This is a genomic window from Campylobacter sp. BCW_6465 (genome assembly GCF_001762815.1).
GTDB classification, from domain to species: domain Bacteria; phylum Campylobacterota; class Campylobacteria; order Campylobacterales; family Campylobacteraceae; genus Campylobacter_D; species Campylobacter_D jejuni.
The window spans coordinates 1-14,675 of sequence record NZ_MJXN01000021.1 but is presented as its reverse complement, the minus strand read 5'-3'; the positions used below and the strand labels follow the sequence as shown (position 1 = coordinate 14,675).

Here is a 14,675-nt window from a genome sequence, read left to right as displayed (position 1 = left end):
CTTGATCCAAGAATTCCTGCTATTTATAGATATAATTTTCCGCAAGAACTTCGAGCTAAAATACTAGCTTATGCTAAAGAGCATAATATCAAAGAGTAAAAATCACTCAAAATCTTTAATATACTTTTCCAATGCTTTGATGGTAAGATTTTCAAAAAGAATCTTATCTTCTTTGATATTGTTTTGTATGGCAGCTTCAAGATATTTAATAAACATATTTTCTTCCATTTCTTCAAAGATGGGAGTATATAATTCTTTTGCGATTAGGCTAAGGGCTAAAATATTGATCAATCTCGTGGATTTGATTAAGGGTATATTATTAACAATGCTTTCAAAATCTTTAATACTAATAGAAGAATAATCATTATTTAATTTAGAGCTTTGTTGTTTTGTTTTAATATCTTTTAAATTTTTTACCAAACTTTTTAAAATATTTTCATATTCTAATGAATTTGGATTTTTTTGAATTATTTCTTTTAAAAAGCTATCATCTGCCTTTTCTTCTTCTTCGATAAATTTATAATCATTATTTTCTAAAATCTCTTTTAACTCTTTGTTTTTGTCAAAATTTATACTTGTTTTTCCTCTAGGTTTAATTTCAATTTCATCAAAATGATTGCGTTTTTCAATATCTTCTAAGTATTTTTTATTTTCTTTAATGCTTGCTTCAATGCTTTTTGCATCCACAAATCTAAATTCTAAATTACCGATTTTAAAAATATCGCCTATGCTGATTATTATTTCATAGCCACTTGGCATTCTAGAAAAGGACTTATTATAATAAATGTCAGAATCTTCAAAAGCCGCAATTGTAAAAGATCCTTCTTCATAAGATACTATGGCATGGGTATTTTTGATTTGTTCTAGTTTATCTTGAATACGAAAAGTGCAATCATCACCGCTTCCTATAGTTCCACCCTTTGTGTTAAATACAAATGTTTTAGAACCACTAATACATTCGTCATAATTCTCAATAGTAATTCCTATTTCTTCTTTTTCTATCATTGTTTATTTACCCCTGTAATATTTTCTACTATTTTAAGATTATTTAAAATATAAACTATATTATTTAATTCACTAGCACCGTTAATAATTTCAAAGTCAAAATATAAGTTTTTATTATTGTTAAATATAATGCTGTATATAGAATTACTTTTATTATCTTTTATAAACTTATACCATGCCCATTCTCCTTTATATGATTTTGTATAATTTAAATTAGGATTAGAGTAGTTATAGGCTGTAAAATTTAAACTTGTTCCATTATTGAATTTTTCTGCTACAATTTGTAGGGTTTGATTAAGAGTATGATCGTATTGGATATTTTTATTATCATAGCCAAGCTTTATAAAGGAAAAATCCGCACTTAAATCAAGGCTTTGAATAGTAAAATTAACTTTTATATTATCATTACCATTTAGTATGAGACTAGAGAGATTGCCTGCATTGGTGATAAAATCTAAAAATTCTTTAGAGAAATTTAATTTTGAAGCAAATTGAGAATTGACAGAATAGTTATTTTTTCTTTTTACTAAAACATTGTTCAAGTATTTTTTATAAAAACTATTTAATGTCCCATTTCTTCCAAAAAATGTTTTAAAACTATCCATACTAAGATCTGCTACACTCTCATCATTAAAAGGATAATATGGTGCAATATCATTAACAAATGGATTATACACTTCATTAATCCAAGCAGTATTAAATAAAGAAATACCATGATTTTCTATAAAATTCCACGAATAATTAGAAAGCTGACTATAATATCTCTCTAAATCATTAGGTAATTTTTTTATGTTCATTTGAAATACAGCAAAAGGATCATTGGCATCTTTATTGCCTCCAAGAGCATATGAAATTTTTTCTTCAGCGCTTTGGTTATTATTAGAACTAAAATCTATAATTTTATTGGACATATTTGTAATACTTGTATTAAGAATATCTAATATTTTTTCATCATCAGTGCCTTTGCCCACTTCTATATTACCAACACTCAAAAGTGTATTTTTGTTTACTAGCTTATGATATTGTGTGAAAGCATTGCTTACCCCAATAAAATTTGATCTAATTTCCCCAGCATTTAATCCTAAATTGTAGGCTTGAGTTAGTAAAACTGCATCATTTAAATTTGTATTAGAACTAACAATTTTTAACAAAGAATATAAAGGGTTTTCTTTTTTTGATAAGATATTAAGCTCATTAAGCATTGCCTCTTTGGTATTATACCTAACAGGTTGCAATGAAGCGAGTAGATTTTGCCAAGCATTTTGGTATTCACTTAAGTATAATTTTAAAATACCCATAGTCAAAGTGTTTTTATTTTCTTTAAAATTGTTATCTAGCATCCAAGATTCAATATTGATTGCGGTGTCAACTTGTTGATTTAAATCATTTAAAAAGTCCATCATACCAACTTTTGTATATATTTTATCTATAGAAGTTATTTGAGAATTATTTGAAAATACACTATTTGCAGCAAAACCTAAATCCTCTTTTATAAGATATTTTTCTTTAGGTTTATCGCTATTTAAAAAATTAAGAAGAATGTAAATTCTTTGAGTTCTACTTATACTCTCAAGTTTTCTTTTTCCTGTATGTATACTGTTTTCATCTTCTGTAAAAGATTTAAGATTAAATTGTTTAAGCTCATCCACCCCTTCTAGAAAGTCATCTTTAGAGATTGAATACTTACTTAAAGTATTCCAATTCTCGTTAATCCAAATTTTTAGTATTTCTTTATTAAAATATTTTTGTTCAAATAAAGATCTATACATATATAATGTTTTGATTAAATTTTCTTTATTTGTATCGGTAAGTAAAGTATATTCCATTTCTTTTAATAAAGTATTTTTTAACACATCTTCATTCAGTTTATAATAAAGTTGTTTAGCTTCTTTAAATCCTTTGTATGAGAGATTTAGATTTAAATATTGAAATATATTATTATCTTGCCAAAGTTCAGGATAAGTATTTAAAATATTTCTCAATTCAATTAAGAAGTCAGCTTTTTGTTTAATATTTAAATTTTGATAATCTTGATCTTTAAGAAGCAATTGTAAAGATCTTAAGGTATTTTGGCTTTTTTCGAATTCTTTATTGTTTTTACTTATAAAATAAGAAGATATAGCATATGTTCCAAAGCTTATGATTAAAATTATAATTAAAAAAGATAATTTTTTAGAATAAGATTTCATAGCGCTTAAAGAATAATCTGTAAAAATTAAATCTTCGAGCAGTGATTTAACAAAATAGCTTTGTTTATTATGTATAATATTGGATTTTGATAATACTTTTTTGCAGTTATATTTCTCACATATGGCATCGAGTAAGAAATTTCTAGGAATATTTTCTTGATAGGCGCTAACAAAATAAACTCCTCTAAGATAAGAATTATTTTTAAGCTTATTTTCTTCTTGTACTTCCAAAATAAAAGTCTTTGCTAATGCAAATAAATTATCAAATTGTTTTAAAAATAAGTAGCTTTTATTTTTATTTTCCATATTGTAAATATGGGAATTTTTACTCATTAAAGAGCATAATAATGAATCACTTAATTCTTTAAATTCATTATTTAAAAATTCTTCACTTAAGATTTTATCAAAAGATAATCCTAAAATTTTATCCGAAATTTTTTTATCGAAAATATCAAAATACTCTTTCATGCCTTCCATCAAGTCAAGTTTTGAAAAAACTATATAGATGGGCAACTTTAAATTCAAAGTTTTTTCACATTCGTTTACTCTTTTTGTTAGATATCTAATAAGATTTTTGGAATACTCCTTAGGATTATTTAAGAAAAGGACAGTATCAACAACTAAAATAATTCCATTTAGTTTGCTATGAAAAAAATTTTTATTGAGAAAAGTAAGGAATTTTTTCCATATATTTTTTTTAATTAAAAAATCTCTATTTTTATCTATATCATCTTCGGGTATTTCATCGCTACTTGTAGGCTTAAAAAATTCTTCTTGTGAAAAATAGTTTCCTTCTGTATCTAACAAAGCGCCTTTTTTTGATACATAAAGTGCAAAATTTCTAGTAGACTTATGGAATTTTTTATAAGACTCTAAACTATCGCTAAGTGGATATTCGATGTTAGAATAATTGATAAAAGTGCTTTTTCCAGCCCCTTCATTTCCTATGATGATAATTAAGGGTAAATTTTTTGTTTTTAAATCATTCTTCCATGTTTCTTTGGCATCTTTAAGAGATAAAAAGAAGTTTCTTTTAGATTTGTAAATAAACTCATCAGCTTCTTTTTTTAGGTCTTTAAATTTTAATCTTTTTTCACTTTTTAAAGAAGATATAAAATTTATAATAGGCTTTAATAAAAAAAATAAAAAAACAATAAGCCAAATTATCAAGATAATACTAAATCTTAAAAATGAGCTACTAAAAATATATATGTCGTTAAAAGCTATTAAAGGACCCCAAAACCAAAATAAAACACTAAAAAGAAAAATACAACAAAGTAAAAAAGCAGTTATAAATAATCTTGATTTTATAAAATCAAATATTTTTTTAAACATCGTTATTCCTTATTTAAAGTAAAAACAAATAAATATTAATATCAATATACAAATATTTTACAAAAATTTATATAGATTAAGATTAAAATGATACAATTTTGAATGTTAAAAAAAATTAAAGGAGGTTCTTTTTATGGCTGAACCAGCGTTTATAAGAATTGAAGGTTCCACACAAGGTTTGATTTCAAGTGGTGCATCTACTGAAGCGAGTATTGGCAATAGATATAAATCAGGTCATGAAGATGAAATCATGGCGCAAGAGGTATCTCATATCGTAACTGTACCCGTTGATCAGCAAAGTGGGCAACCTTCTGGACAAAGAGTTCATAAGCCCTTTTCTTTTACTTGCTCATTGAATAAGTCCGTGCCTTTGTTATATAATGCACTTACCAAAGGAGAAAGACTTCCAACAGTCGAAGTTCATTGGTTTAGAACTGCAGCAAGTGGCGGATCTGAACATTTTTTTACTACAAAATTGGAAGATGCAATTATTACAAATATTGAATTAATAATGCCAAATGCACAAGAGTCAAGTAATCATGATAAAACCGAGCTTTTAAAAGTTTCAATGAGTTATAGAAAAGTAGTTTGGGAACATACTGCTGCTGGAACTAGCGGAAGTGATGATTGGAGAGAGGGCAAAGCTTAATTATAATTTATCTTAAATAATCCTGACTAAAATACATAATTATAGTTGGGATTGTATCGTGAATTATATCCATGGCATAATTATGATACGACCTTATACTTATTTGTACTAATAATTTGCATAATTAAAGCTTGTTTTTATATTATTTTTATCCTTTTATAGGTTTTACATTTGATTTTTATTCTAGCAGTAAAACAATTTTTATTTAATTTTACTCATAACAAATAAATTGATATTTAAAAATTTAGTATATTTATTCTATATGTGTTAAATTTTTTATCAATACGGATATATTATTATCCACTTTAAGATTATTAGTTTCTAAATTGAAAATTGAATAGCTTAATACTCCTAATATAATCAATACTGGCACAACGATAATAAGTTTTTTAAAATACAATCTTATAAATTTTTGCCAAATATTTTCTTCTAAACCAATTTTGTATGCTTTATTAAAAGCTAACTCTTCTTCTATCTTATAAACCGGTTTTAAAGATGTGGCAATATTATTGCAAAAATGAATTATTTTTTCATCTCTATCCTTAGTCTCATTATATTTTCCTTTATAACCAAGAATCAAACAAGCATAAATAAATTCCAAAAAATCTTTAAACTTAAAAGGATTATTAATCCAAGATGATGCAATATCATAAAAATTATTTCCACCTAAAGTTTCATCAAATAACCTTACAGTTAGAGTATTGTGAGCCCAAAAATTAATAAAAAGTTCATTTTTCATTAAGCTTTCATCTATAAAGACACAAAGACAATATTTGAATTTAATAATTTCTTTTTCATCATATTCTTTACATATACTTAATTTAGCGGTTATATCTAAAATTTTATTAATCAATGTTTCTCTAAGTTGATTAATATTGCTTGTATCCATAGAGCTTATTTTTGAAAGTCTATAAGAAAGCAAAAGCAACTCCAAAGAATAATCAATAATTTTATTGTTTTTTAAACCATCAAAATCTGAATCAAGAAGTAAGCTTAATGCCTTTTTTTCTTCATTTATTTCTTTCATTGAAATACCGCCCACATTATAATATCAGGGTTTTTTATATTGTTGGTCAAGTACATACTAATGATACTTTCATTTTTAAAATCTTTAAACAGTTGATCTCTTTTATCTAATTTATAATAAACATAACCATTTAAATAAGGAATGTTAGATGGAACATTAGGTACTTGATCTACATTTAAGCCCTCAAGCTGAGTTGCGACTATATTTTTAATTTTACTTTGAGTATGTATCTTGCTTTGAATTTTAAAATTATTAAGTAGATATTCTGTAGTAACATCTGCACGAATTGCGAAATAAATTTCACTTTCTTCTAAAATTCCCGAATTATCAAAAATAAAATCATAAAAACCATTGCCATTAATACTGGTCTTAGCTATAAAATATTTAGGGCTTGTGATTTTAGAAAATAACAATCTTAGATTATTCATCATATTTAAAAAAGTATTATAAAGATTATCGTGTTTATAAGGAATAAAATCTAAAAAAGATTCTTCGTTGCTAAAAGCTGCAAGCTCTCCTTGAAATTCTAAAAATTTTTCGTATAAAAATTCAGGATGTATTTTATCTTTTTTTAATAGATGTGAAAATATTAAATACCATTTTTTTAAAAGATTAAGGGATAAAAAAGTGCTAAAATCCAATGTATTTTTTGTTTGATCGATTCCTTTAAAAACATTAGATAGAACTTTTTTATGTTGATTGATTGAAAAAATAATTTCTTCCAAAAAGGATCTTATGGTAGATATTTTGCTGATATTTAAGCAAGTGGGTATAAAATCACTTTCTAATTCAATTTTTTTATTGATATCAATATTTTTAATTTTTGCAATTGGTAATTCAAGTTCATCAGGAGTTGAATTACCTAAAATGCCAAGTTTTAATCTTAAACTAGCAAGAAGTAAATCTTTTTTCTCTTGTGTAAAAGTTAGATTTTCAAGTTCGTACTCATCTTCAATTTTGTCCATTACATTAGATTTTGAATCATCATAATTTCTTAAAGCAATACTATTTCTAAGACATATAAACTTTGAATTTGGAAAAGTATTTCTTAAAGATAAATCAGCAATATCAGTAACTCCGATAGGAATTTTTAATACCACAACTGAATCAATTAAAGATTCATAATTGATTTCAATAGGCTCAGGCAACAAATCTTGCTCAGGTGCATTAAAAATGCTTCCATCTTGTGCGATACCTGAAATTTTAGAAAGTGCAATTTTTCCTTGCAATAACATCTCTTGAGAAAATTCCAAGTCTATTATTCCATATAAATTACTATATATATTTATAGTTTTAAGATCTATATTTCTATTAAAAAATCTTTCTTGCTGCTCAAAATGGGTTTGTCCAATATTAAGTCCATCAAACCAAGCAACTTTTAATTTATTTGCCATATATTATTCCTATTTAATTCTTTTGATACCTTCTTTGGATATTTCAAATTTTAAATACTTATTCTTCCCAAACCCATTTGCATCTTCGGTCTTTGCCCATATTTTTGTTGTTTTTTTTGTATTATTTGCAAATAATACAAGAATGCCTACATAAGGAACCTCTTCTTCATCTACTTTAACCGCGATAATATTGTCTTTAGGTGCAATTTGCGTTTTAATAGAATCAAGTTTATCCTTGCCTAGTACCCCCTCTTCTCTAGTAGCCAAATCTATATCACTTGCTTCTTCAAATTTTTTAATATCCTTAAGTTGATATACAATAGCCGTAACAGGAACATCATCATGTCTATTATTAAGATTGGAATTCTCTACATTATTTATCTTAACACTAACAACACTTGAGCAAGCGCAAAAGAATAGTGGCAATAAAAAAAATAAACTTTTTTTACAAAACATGAAACTAAAGTATCCTTTCTATCTTAGAATATATAATTTATGATTAATTGAGTAAATTTTTTAAAAAATTAACATAATATTTTTTAAAATTTAATTATAATGAGGCAAATTTTTGGAGGAATTAAATGTATTTTTGTGATCAATTGAAAAATAATTTAGATGAACTACAAGAATTTCAGTTACTTGAAGATGAGATGTCAAAATATAAGACTTTAAACCATGAAAATATTTCTTGGGATAAAGTTTATCAATATTCTCAGTTTATATTATTAAATCATTCTTTAGATTTTAAAATTTGCAACTATTTTCTTTTATCGTGTTTTAATTTAAACAATGAAGAATGCTTTGAAAAGCTTTTGCTTCTTTTTCAACATTTAAAAAAACTTATAGATGAAAATAATGCTTATATATTAGCTCAAAAGCGAAAAATTCAAATTTTTATTCAAAATTTTATTCAAGAATACAATAAAACAAAAGTGCTTATATCATCTGAGATTGTTAATCAATTTATTACTTTATTTTCCGAATTTGAAAATTTGCTATCTTGCAATTTTGCAAAAATTGAAATTGCTCAAGTTGCACCACAACTTCCAAAATCTCCTGTAACTCAAGTATCTGTAAACATTAGAAGCGATAATATTAACTCTTTAAACGAGAGAGAATATAAAAATTTTTATCAAAAACTTGCATTTGAGCTTTTGGAAGAGGATGAAAATAATCTCAATATCTACGCTTTATTCACCCAAGCAATGTGGGGAAAAATCAGGTGTTTGCCTGAATGTAATAATGAAAAAATTACTAAAATAAGAAAACCTGATGCAGATATAATTCGCATATTACTTTCTGATAAAGAAAATGATATAGAACATATTAAATGTTTTATGCATGAACTTATTTTAAATCCTTTTTGGATAGAGGGTGTACAACTCTTTTGTGATTTTTTAGAAAAAAAGAAAAAAAATAAACAATTAGACATTCTTATAATATTAACAAGTGATTTTATTTCTAAATTTGATACTATTGAACTTCTCCGTTTTCAAAATGGTGATTTTATCTGCAAAGAAGAAGTTTATAAATATTTTGTTAAATCCAAAGAAAATAAAAAAAGTTTTTTTTCAAGTAAAAAAACTGACAAAGAACATACATTACAAGATTTTGAGCAAATGCTGATGAATATTGATAAAGAAAATTTTAATAATTCTATTATGAATAATATTAATTCCTTGCTAGATATGGTAAAAATTTTTGAATCAAAAGGAATGAAAAAGAACTCTAAAATTTTAAATATATACTTAGTAGAGTTAATGGAAAAAACTCTACTAAAAGATTATCTAGCCGAAGAATATGAAAACGCAAAAAATAAAATTAAATGATGCAAGATTAAATTTAGCAAATTTTAATATAATAATTAAGCTAAAATTTTTATTTTTAAGGATTTAAAATGTCAGATGGATCTCATGCTCCAAAGGAACGAATTAATATTACATATAAAGCTAAAACTAATGGACAAAATGAGGATGTGGAGCTGCCGTTAAAATTAATGGTAATGGCAAATTTAAAAGGAAAAAACGAAACCCCCTTAGAAGAAAGAGAAATTTTGCAAATTAACAAGATCAATTTTGATCAAGTTATGAGAAAACTCAATATAACAACGAGTTTTAGCGTAAAAAATACTCTCGGAACAGGAGCTGAAGAGCTTGATGTTAAGCTCAATATTGCTAGTATGAAGGATTTTTCTCCAGATAGCTTAGCTAAACAAATACCTGAGTTAAACAAATTATTGCAGCTAAGAGAAGCTTTAATGGCTTTAAAAGGTCCTATGGGTAATATTCCTGATTTTAGAAAAGCTGTTTTAGAAGCGTTAAAAAATGAAAAAACTAAAGAAAAGTTACTTTTAGAAATTAAACAAGAAGAGCAAGGAAATTAAAATGGCAAATACCAAAGTAATTGATACGCCAATTATTGAACAAATTATGGAGAAAAGCAAATACTCTAAAACTGATGAAAGTTATAGTATTGCCAAAAGAGGTGTTGCTGAATTTATTTCAGAAATTGTAAAAAGCGATAATGCCGAAGAAAAAATCAATAAATTTGCACTTGATGAAATGATAGCCCATATTGACCATTTACTCTCAAAACAAATGGATGAAGTTTTACATAATGAAGAATTTCAAAAACTTGAATCTACTTGGCGTGGACTTAGATTTCTGGTTGAAAGAACTGATTTTAATGAAAATATAAAAATCGACCTATTTGATATAACAAAAGAAGAAGCCTTAGAGGATTTTGAAAACAATCCAGATATAACACAAAGCGTTGTTTATAAAAATATATATTCTTCAGAATATGGACAATTTGGAGGAGAGCCTGTAGGAGCAATCATTGGAGATTATCAACTTGGATCAGCAAGTCCTGATATGACTTTTTTAAATAAAATGGCTAGTATTGCGGCTATGAGTCATTCTCCCTTTTTAACATCTTTTGGACCAAAATTTTTTGGGCTTGATGATTATTCTGAACTTGCGAATATTCAAGATTTGCAAGGTTTGCTAGAAGGTCCTCAATATACAAGGTGGAGAACTTTTAGAGAAAATGAAGACTCTAAATATACAGGCTTACTAGTGACAAGATTTTTAGCAAGAAGCCCTTATGATCCTGAAGAAAACCCTATTAAAAGCTTTAACTATAAAGAAAATGTTCATGCTTCGCATAATCATTTATTGTGGGCTAATTCTTCGTATACTTTTTGCACAAGATTAACAGAAAGCTTTGCTAAATATAGATGGTGTGGAAATATTATAGGACCAAAAAGTGGAGGGACTGTTAAGGATCTGCCTACTTATCTTTATGAAAATTTTGGAACTATACAATCAAAAATACCTACAGAAGTTTTGATTACAGATAGGAGAGAGTATGAACTTGCTGAAGCAGGTTTTATAACTTTAACATTAAGAAGAGATAGTAATAATGCAGCATTTTTTTCAGCAAATTCTCCATTAAAACCAAAGATATTTCAAAATACCCCAGAAGGTAAAGAAGCTGAAACAAATTATAGACTAGGAACTCAGCTTCCATATATCTTTTTAATTTCAAGATTGGCGCACTATTTAAAGGTTTTACAACGAGAAGAAATAGGGAGCTGGAAAGAAAGAAGCGATATCGAAAATGGTCTTAATGAATGGATTAGACAATATATTTCCGATCAAGAAAATCCACCTTCTGAAGTAAGAAGTCGTCGTCCATTCAGAGCAGCACAAGTGAAAGTTGATGATATACCAGGAGAGCCAGGATGGTATAAAATAGGACTAAGCGTCCGACCTCATTTTAAATATATGGGTGGTAATTTTGAACTTTCTTTAGTAGGAAAATTAGATAAAGAATAATGTCTCTACTCGATAAGTTAATACATGAGCTAGATGATCAAAATACTCATGTTCCTTTCTATCAAAATGATTTTGAGGATGTAAAGAATAATATAAAAGTTTTGCTCAACTCTAAGATTAATGACTGTTATACCGCGAAAGATTTAGGGATGCCAAATATGACTGACATTAATCTTAGTTCTAGCGAATTATGCATATCAATGGCTAAGGAAATAAGAAAGTTAATTGATAGTTATGAAAAAAGAATACGAGTTGTTTCTATTACTTATGATAATAGCTTAAGCCCTTGGCAACTTTCTTTTATTGTAAAATGTTTTTTTCAAGAGGATCGTTTTAAGGAATTTAGTATAGAAATTATTTTTAAAAATAATAGATATTGTGAGGTTAAATGAAAGATAATATCTTTTATTATCAAAAAGAGCTTGAATATCTATATGAAACTAGGGAACATTTTGTAAAAAATTATCCAAAACTAGCTCCATTTTTAGCTTACAATAGCAAAGATCCCGATGTAGAAAGAATTATTGAAAATTTAGCCATCCTAAGTTCTAAAATTCACCAAGAACTTGATGAAAATATCCCGCATATTGCAGAATCTTTAATCAATATAGTTTCTCCAAACTATACAAATCCCATACCCTCATTATGTATGCAAGAATTTAAACTTGAACAAAATAGCAAAGAAAATAAACTTACTATTCCAAAAGGAACCGTTGTTAAATCAAAACCTATAGATAAATGCATTTGTGAATTTAAAACTGTTTATGATGTCTATCTTTACCCTATTTCGATAAATGAGGTTTTTGCATCAAGTAAAAACCAAGACTATACTTTTAATTTAAAATTACAAATAGATAAAGCAGAAACAAAAATAAGTGATTTGGGCTTAGAAAAAATTAATTTATATTTAGGTAACGATACTTACATGTCTACTACTTTATTATTATATATACATTCTTATTTGAAAGAATTAAAAATTCAATGTTTGGAAACTGATGAAGAATTTTTTCTTAATACTTACGATATTGAAAAAATAGGATTAAATCCAGATGAAAGTAGTTTATCTTATAATGATTTAGGCTTTGAAGCTTTTTCTTTGTTAAGGGAATATTTTTTTATGCCCCATAAATTTAATTTTCTAAGAATTAATAACTTAGATATTTTAAATAATTGCCAAGGAAGAACAATTAATATTGAATTTAAATTCTCTAAACCATTTCCTGCAAATTGCATATTTAGAAAAGAATTGTTTTCTTTAAGTATGACGCCTATTATCAATATCTTTGCAAAAAGCGCAGAACCTCTTATAAATAATCATAAAAAAGATAGTTATCGAATTTTTGTTGATAGAAGCCAACCTAAAGCTTATGAGATTATACAAACATTGCAAGTTAAAGCACACAATAGCGAAGGGGGTAAAAGATTATTAAAAAACTATAAGAGTTTTGAACGTTTTGAATTTTTAAAAGATAATCAAAAAGACTTTTATAGCATAAATACTAAAAAGAATTCTAAAGGAGAAGTATTTAGCGAAATTTCCTTTTTCTCCTCTTATTTAATGGATGAAACTATAAGCATTGATCTTTTATGCTCCAATGGAGATCTGCCTTCAAGATTAAAAATAGGAGATATTAATAATTGTAATTTAAAAGGTGTTGATACTAAAAATATCGAAATTCCAAGTGAAGCGAGAAGATGCAGCGTTGATGGCAATTTATTGTGGAAACTTGTTTCTGTATTATCTTTTTCTTATCAAACCATATTAAGTAGAAAAGCTTTTTTTGGTGTATTAGAAAGCTATAGTTTTTTAGATAATCAGTTAAATTGGAAATCTTATGAACTTTTAAAAGAATCTATAGTTGATATTCAAAGCAAAAGCACTTATCTAATTGATGAAAATATTACAAAAAAAGGGACCTTAGCTATTTTTAGTATTAAGGATTCTAAGTTTTATACTTTAGGTGAAGTATATTTACTAGGATTAGTTATATCCAAATTTTTAGCATCTTTTGCTAGCATTAATTCCTTTTGTGAATTAAAGATAAAATGTCTTGATTCAAAAGAAATTCTGCATTACCCTGCTTCTTTTGGAAAAAAAGCTTTAATATGAATGATCCAACTTCATATAGTTTTTTTAAACTTATAAGAAAGCTAGAAAAAAATTATGGGAAAAAAAATATATTTTTAAGAACCAATAAAAGTTTAAAGCATCCAAATAAAGATTTAGAAAAAATTATTTTTTCAGATCAATCATTTATAGAATTATTTGTAAATTTTATGGGCTTACATGGAGTTTCCTCACAACTTCCTTCATTTATGTTAGATAAATTATCCAGAAATGAAGATGGAGAACAAGGTTGGACTTTATTTTTTGATTTTTTTAATCACTATTTACTTTGGATATTTTTCGATGTTATTGGCTTAAAAAATTATCCAAGATCTTTTAATGATAATTTTAAAGACTCTATTTCTCAAATTTTATTTAATATATTAGGAATTAAAGAATACGATATTGCAAAAAAATATTTACCATTTGCACCTTTATTATTGAGCTTAAGACGTCCAAAAACATATATAGAAAGAGTTTTGCAAGTTAATTTTAAACTAAAAGACAAATTATCAATCATTGAAAATTTGCCTCACCAAATTTTAATCTCTGATACTCAAAGAAATAAACTGGGCGTAAAAAATCATGCCTTGGGGAGTAATTTCATACTAGGTGATAAATTTACCTCTTATCAAAACAAAATAGCGATCTATATAAAGGATATTTCATATCAAGAAGCGGTTAAATTTATGCCCAATGGAACTAAACATGATGATTTAAAAAATAGTATAATGTTTTTAACAAATAATGAATTTTGTGTTGATTTATATCTTAAAATCAACTATTCTTCAGAAATGAAGTTTGTGTTAGGAGAAGAAAATACCGCCAAACTTGGCTGGGCAAAAATTTTAGGTAATACGCAAAAAAAATATACAATAGTATATATGAAACTATGTGAATAAGCTAACACAAAAATATGTTTAAAAAAATCACAATCTCTCTTCACCCATAAACCATACCCTAAAATAAACTTTATTTTACCCACTTTATGCTAAAATAAATCACATAAGCTTATAGGCTATTAATCATCAACAAACCCAAAAGGATCATCAATGTCCCTTAATTCCTATATGAGTCTTGATATATCAAATTCTACTTCAAATCCCCTACCCTTTAAAATCACTAAAGCC

12 protein-coding genes are annotated in these 14,675 nt (G+C 26.2%); 7 read left to right on the top strand and 5 right to left on the bottom strand.

Translation table 11 applies throughout. The annotated features are described in order from the left end of the window. Nucleotides 1-102: 102 nt before the first annotated feature. Together AJ886_RS01925 and tssM are read right to left on the bottom strand one after the other, a co-directional pair. Nucleotides 103-1,005 (bottom strand): FHA domain-containing protein, encoded by a 903-nt coding sequence (locus AJ886_RS01925; protein WP_070287063.1) that lies wholly within the window; start codon nt 1,003-1,005, stop codon nt 103-105. Continuing rightward, the gene (gene tssM / locus AJ886_RS01920) at nt 1,002-4,529 is read right to left on the bottom strand and encodes a type VI secretion system membrane subunit TssM (protein ID WP_070261129.1); all 3,528 of its coding nucleotides are present in this window, start codon (nt 4,527-4,529) and stop codon (nt 1,002-1,004) included. The genes AJ886_RS01925 and tssM overlap by 4 nt, the downstream gene beginning before the upstream one ends. Nucleotides 4,530-4,662: 133 nt before the next feature. Between tssM and AJ886_RS01915 the strand changes: the two genes are divergently transcribed. Then, nucleotides 4,663-5,178, top strand: a complete 516-nt coding sequence (locus tag AJ886_RS01915) for an Hcp family type VI secretion system effector (RefSeq protein ID WP_044779685.1) — start codon at nt 4,663-4,665, stop codon at nt 5,176-5,178. Between the two features lie 253 nt (nt 5,179-5,431). On the opposite strand, the gene icmH is transcribed toward AJ886_RS01915, so the two are convergent. Genes icmH through tssJ form a run of 3 tightly spaced genes read right to left on the bottom strand, consistent with a single transcriptional unit; the run spans nt 5,432 to nt 8,055 of the window. Then, nucleotides 5,432-6,205, bottom strand: a complete 774-nt coding sequence (gene icmH, locus AJ886_RS01910; RefSeq protein ID WP_070287062.1) for a type IVB secretion system protein IcmH/DotU — start codon at nt 6,203-6,205, stop codon at nt 5,432-5,434. Next, on the bottom strand, nt 6,202-7,599 hold the full coding sequence (gene tssK / locus AJ886_RS01905; protein WP_070287061.1) for a type VI secretion system baseplate subunit TssK: 1,398 nt from the start codon (nt 7,597-7,599) through the stop codon (nt 6,202-6,204). The genes icmH and tssK overlap by 4 nt, the downstream gene beginning before the upstream one ends. 9 nt (nt 7,600-7,608) lie before the next feature. Then, nucleotides 7,609-8,055, bottom strand: a complete 447-nt coding sequence (gene tssJ / locus AJ886_RS01900) for a type VI secretion system lipoprotein TssJ (protein WP_002779659.1) — start codon at nt 8,053-8,055, stop codon at nt 7,609-7,611. Between the two features lie 125 nt (nt 8,056-8,180). Here tssJ and AJ886_RS01895 point away from each other — a divergent pair, with 125 nt between their 5' ends. The 6 genes from AJ886_RS01895 to tssG all read left to right on the top strand — a co-directional run bounded on the left by AJ886_RS01895 (nt 8,181) and on the right by tssG (nt 14,447). Further along, nucleotides 8,181-9,428, top strand: a complete 1,248-nt coding sequence (locus tag AJ886_RS01895; protein WP_070287060.1) for a type VI secretion system domain-containing protein — start codon at nt 8,181-8,183, stop codon at nt 9,426-9,428. Nucleotides 9,429-9,496: 68 nt separating this feature from the next. Beyond that, nucleotides 9,497-9,982 carry a type VI secretion system contractile sheath small subunit gene (tssB, locus tag AJ886_RS01890; protein WP_002881833.1) on the top strand — a complete coding sequence of 162 codons (486 nt, stop codon included), beginning with the start codon at nt 9,497-9,499 and terminating at the stop codon, nt 9,980-9,982. A gap of 1 nt (nt 9,983) precedes the next feature. After that, nucleotides 9,984-11,438 carry a type VI secretion system contractile sheath large subunit gene (tssC, locus tag AJ886_RS01885; RefSeq protein WP_070261435.1) on the top strand — a complete coding sequence of 485 codons (1,455 nt, stop codon included), beginning with the start codon at nt 9,984-9,986 and terminating at the stop codon, nt 11,436-11,438. Beyond that, nucleotides 11,438-11,830: a type VI secretion system baseplate subunit TssE gene (gene tssE / locus AJ886_RS01880; protein WP_070261436.1), complete on the top strand. Its 393-nt coding sequence runs from the start codon at nt 11,438-11,440 to the stop codon at nt 11,828-11,830. Before tssC ends, tssE begins: the two co-directional genes overlap by 1 nt. Then, on the top strand, nt 11,827-13,548 hold the full coding sequence (gene tssF / locus AJ886_RS01875) for a type VI secretion system baseplate subunit TssF (protein ID WP_002881830.1): 1,722 nt from the start codon (nt 11,827-11,829) through the stop codon (nt 13,546-13,548). The genes tssE and tssF overlap by 4 nt, the downstream gene beginning before the upstream one ends. Then, nucleotides 13,545-14,447 (top strand): type VI secretion system baseplate subunit TssG, encoded by a 903-nt coding sequence (tssG, locus tag AJ886_RS01870; protein WP_070287059.1) that lies wholly within the window; start codon nt 13,545-13,547, stop codon nt 14,445-14,447. Before tssF ends, tssG begins: the two co-directional genes overlap by 4 nt. Nucleotides 14,448-14,675 lie beyond the last annotated feature (228 nt).

Coding starts and splice junctions, on each gene's coding strand:
- AJ886_RS01925 (WP_070287063.1), bottom strand. CDS start 1,005: ATGATAGAAAAAGAAGAAATAGGAATTACTATTGAGAATTATGACGAA.
- tssM (WP_070261129.1), bottom strand. CDS start 4,529: ATGTTTAAAAAAATATTTGATTTTATAAAATCAAGATTATTTATAACT.
- AJ886_RS01915 (WP_044779685.1), top strand. CDS start 4,663: ATGGCTGAACCAGCGTTTATAAGAATTGAAGGTTCCACACAAGGTTTG.
- icmH (WP_070287062.1), bottom strand. CDS start 6,205: ATGAAAGAAATAAATGAAGAAAAAAAGGCATTAAGCTTACTTCTTGAT.
- tssK (WP_070287061.1), bottom strand. CDS start 7,599: ATGGCAAATAAATTAAAAGTTGCTTGGTTTGATGGACTTAATATTGGA.
- tssJ (WP_002779659.1), bottom strand. CDS start 8,055: ATGTTTTGTAAAAAAAGTTTATTTTTTTTATTGCCACTATTCTTTTGC.
- AJ886_RS01895 (WP_070287060.1), top strand. CDS start 8,181: ATGTATTTTTGTGATCAATTGAAAAATAATTTAGATGAACTACAAGAA.
- tssB (WP_002881833.1), top strand. CDS start 9,497: ATGTCAGATGGATCTCATGCTCCAAAGGAACGAATTAATATTACATAT.
- tssC (WP_070261435.1), top strand. CDS start 9,984: ATGGCAAATACCAAAGTAATTGATACGCCAATTATTGAACAAATTATG.
- tssE (WP_070261436.1), top strand. CDS start 11,438: ATGTCTCTACTCGATAAGTTAATACATGAGCTAGATGATCAAAATACT.
- tssF (WP_002881830.1), top strand. CDS start 11,827: ATGAAAGATAATATCTTTTATTATCAAAAAGAGCTTGAATATCTATAT.
- tssG (WP_070287059.1), top strand. CDS start 13,545: ATGAATGATCCAACTTCATATAGTTTTTTTAAACTTATAAGAAAGCTA.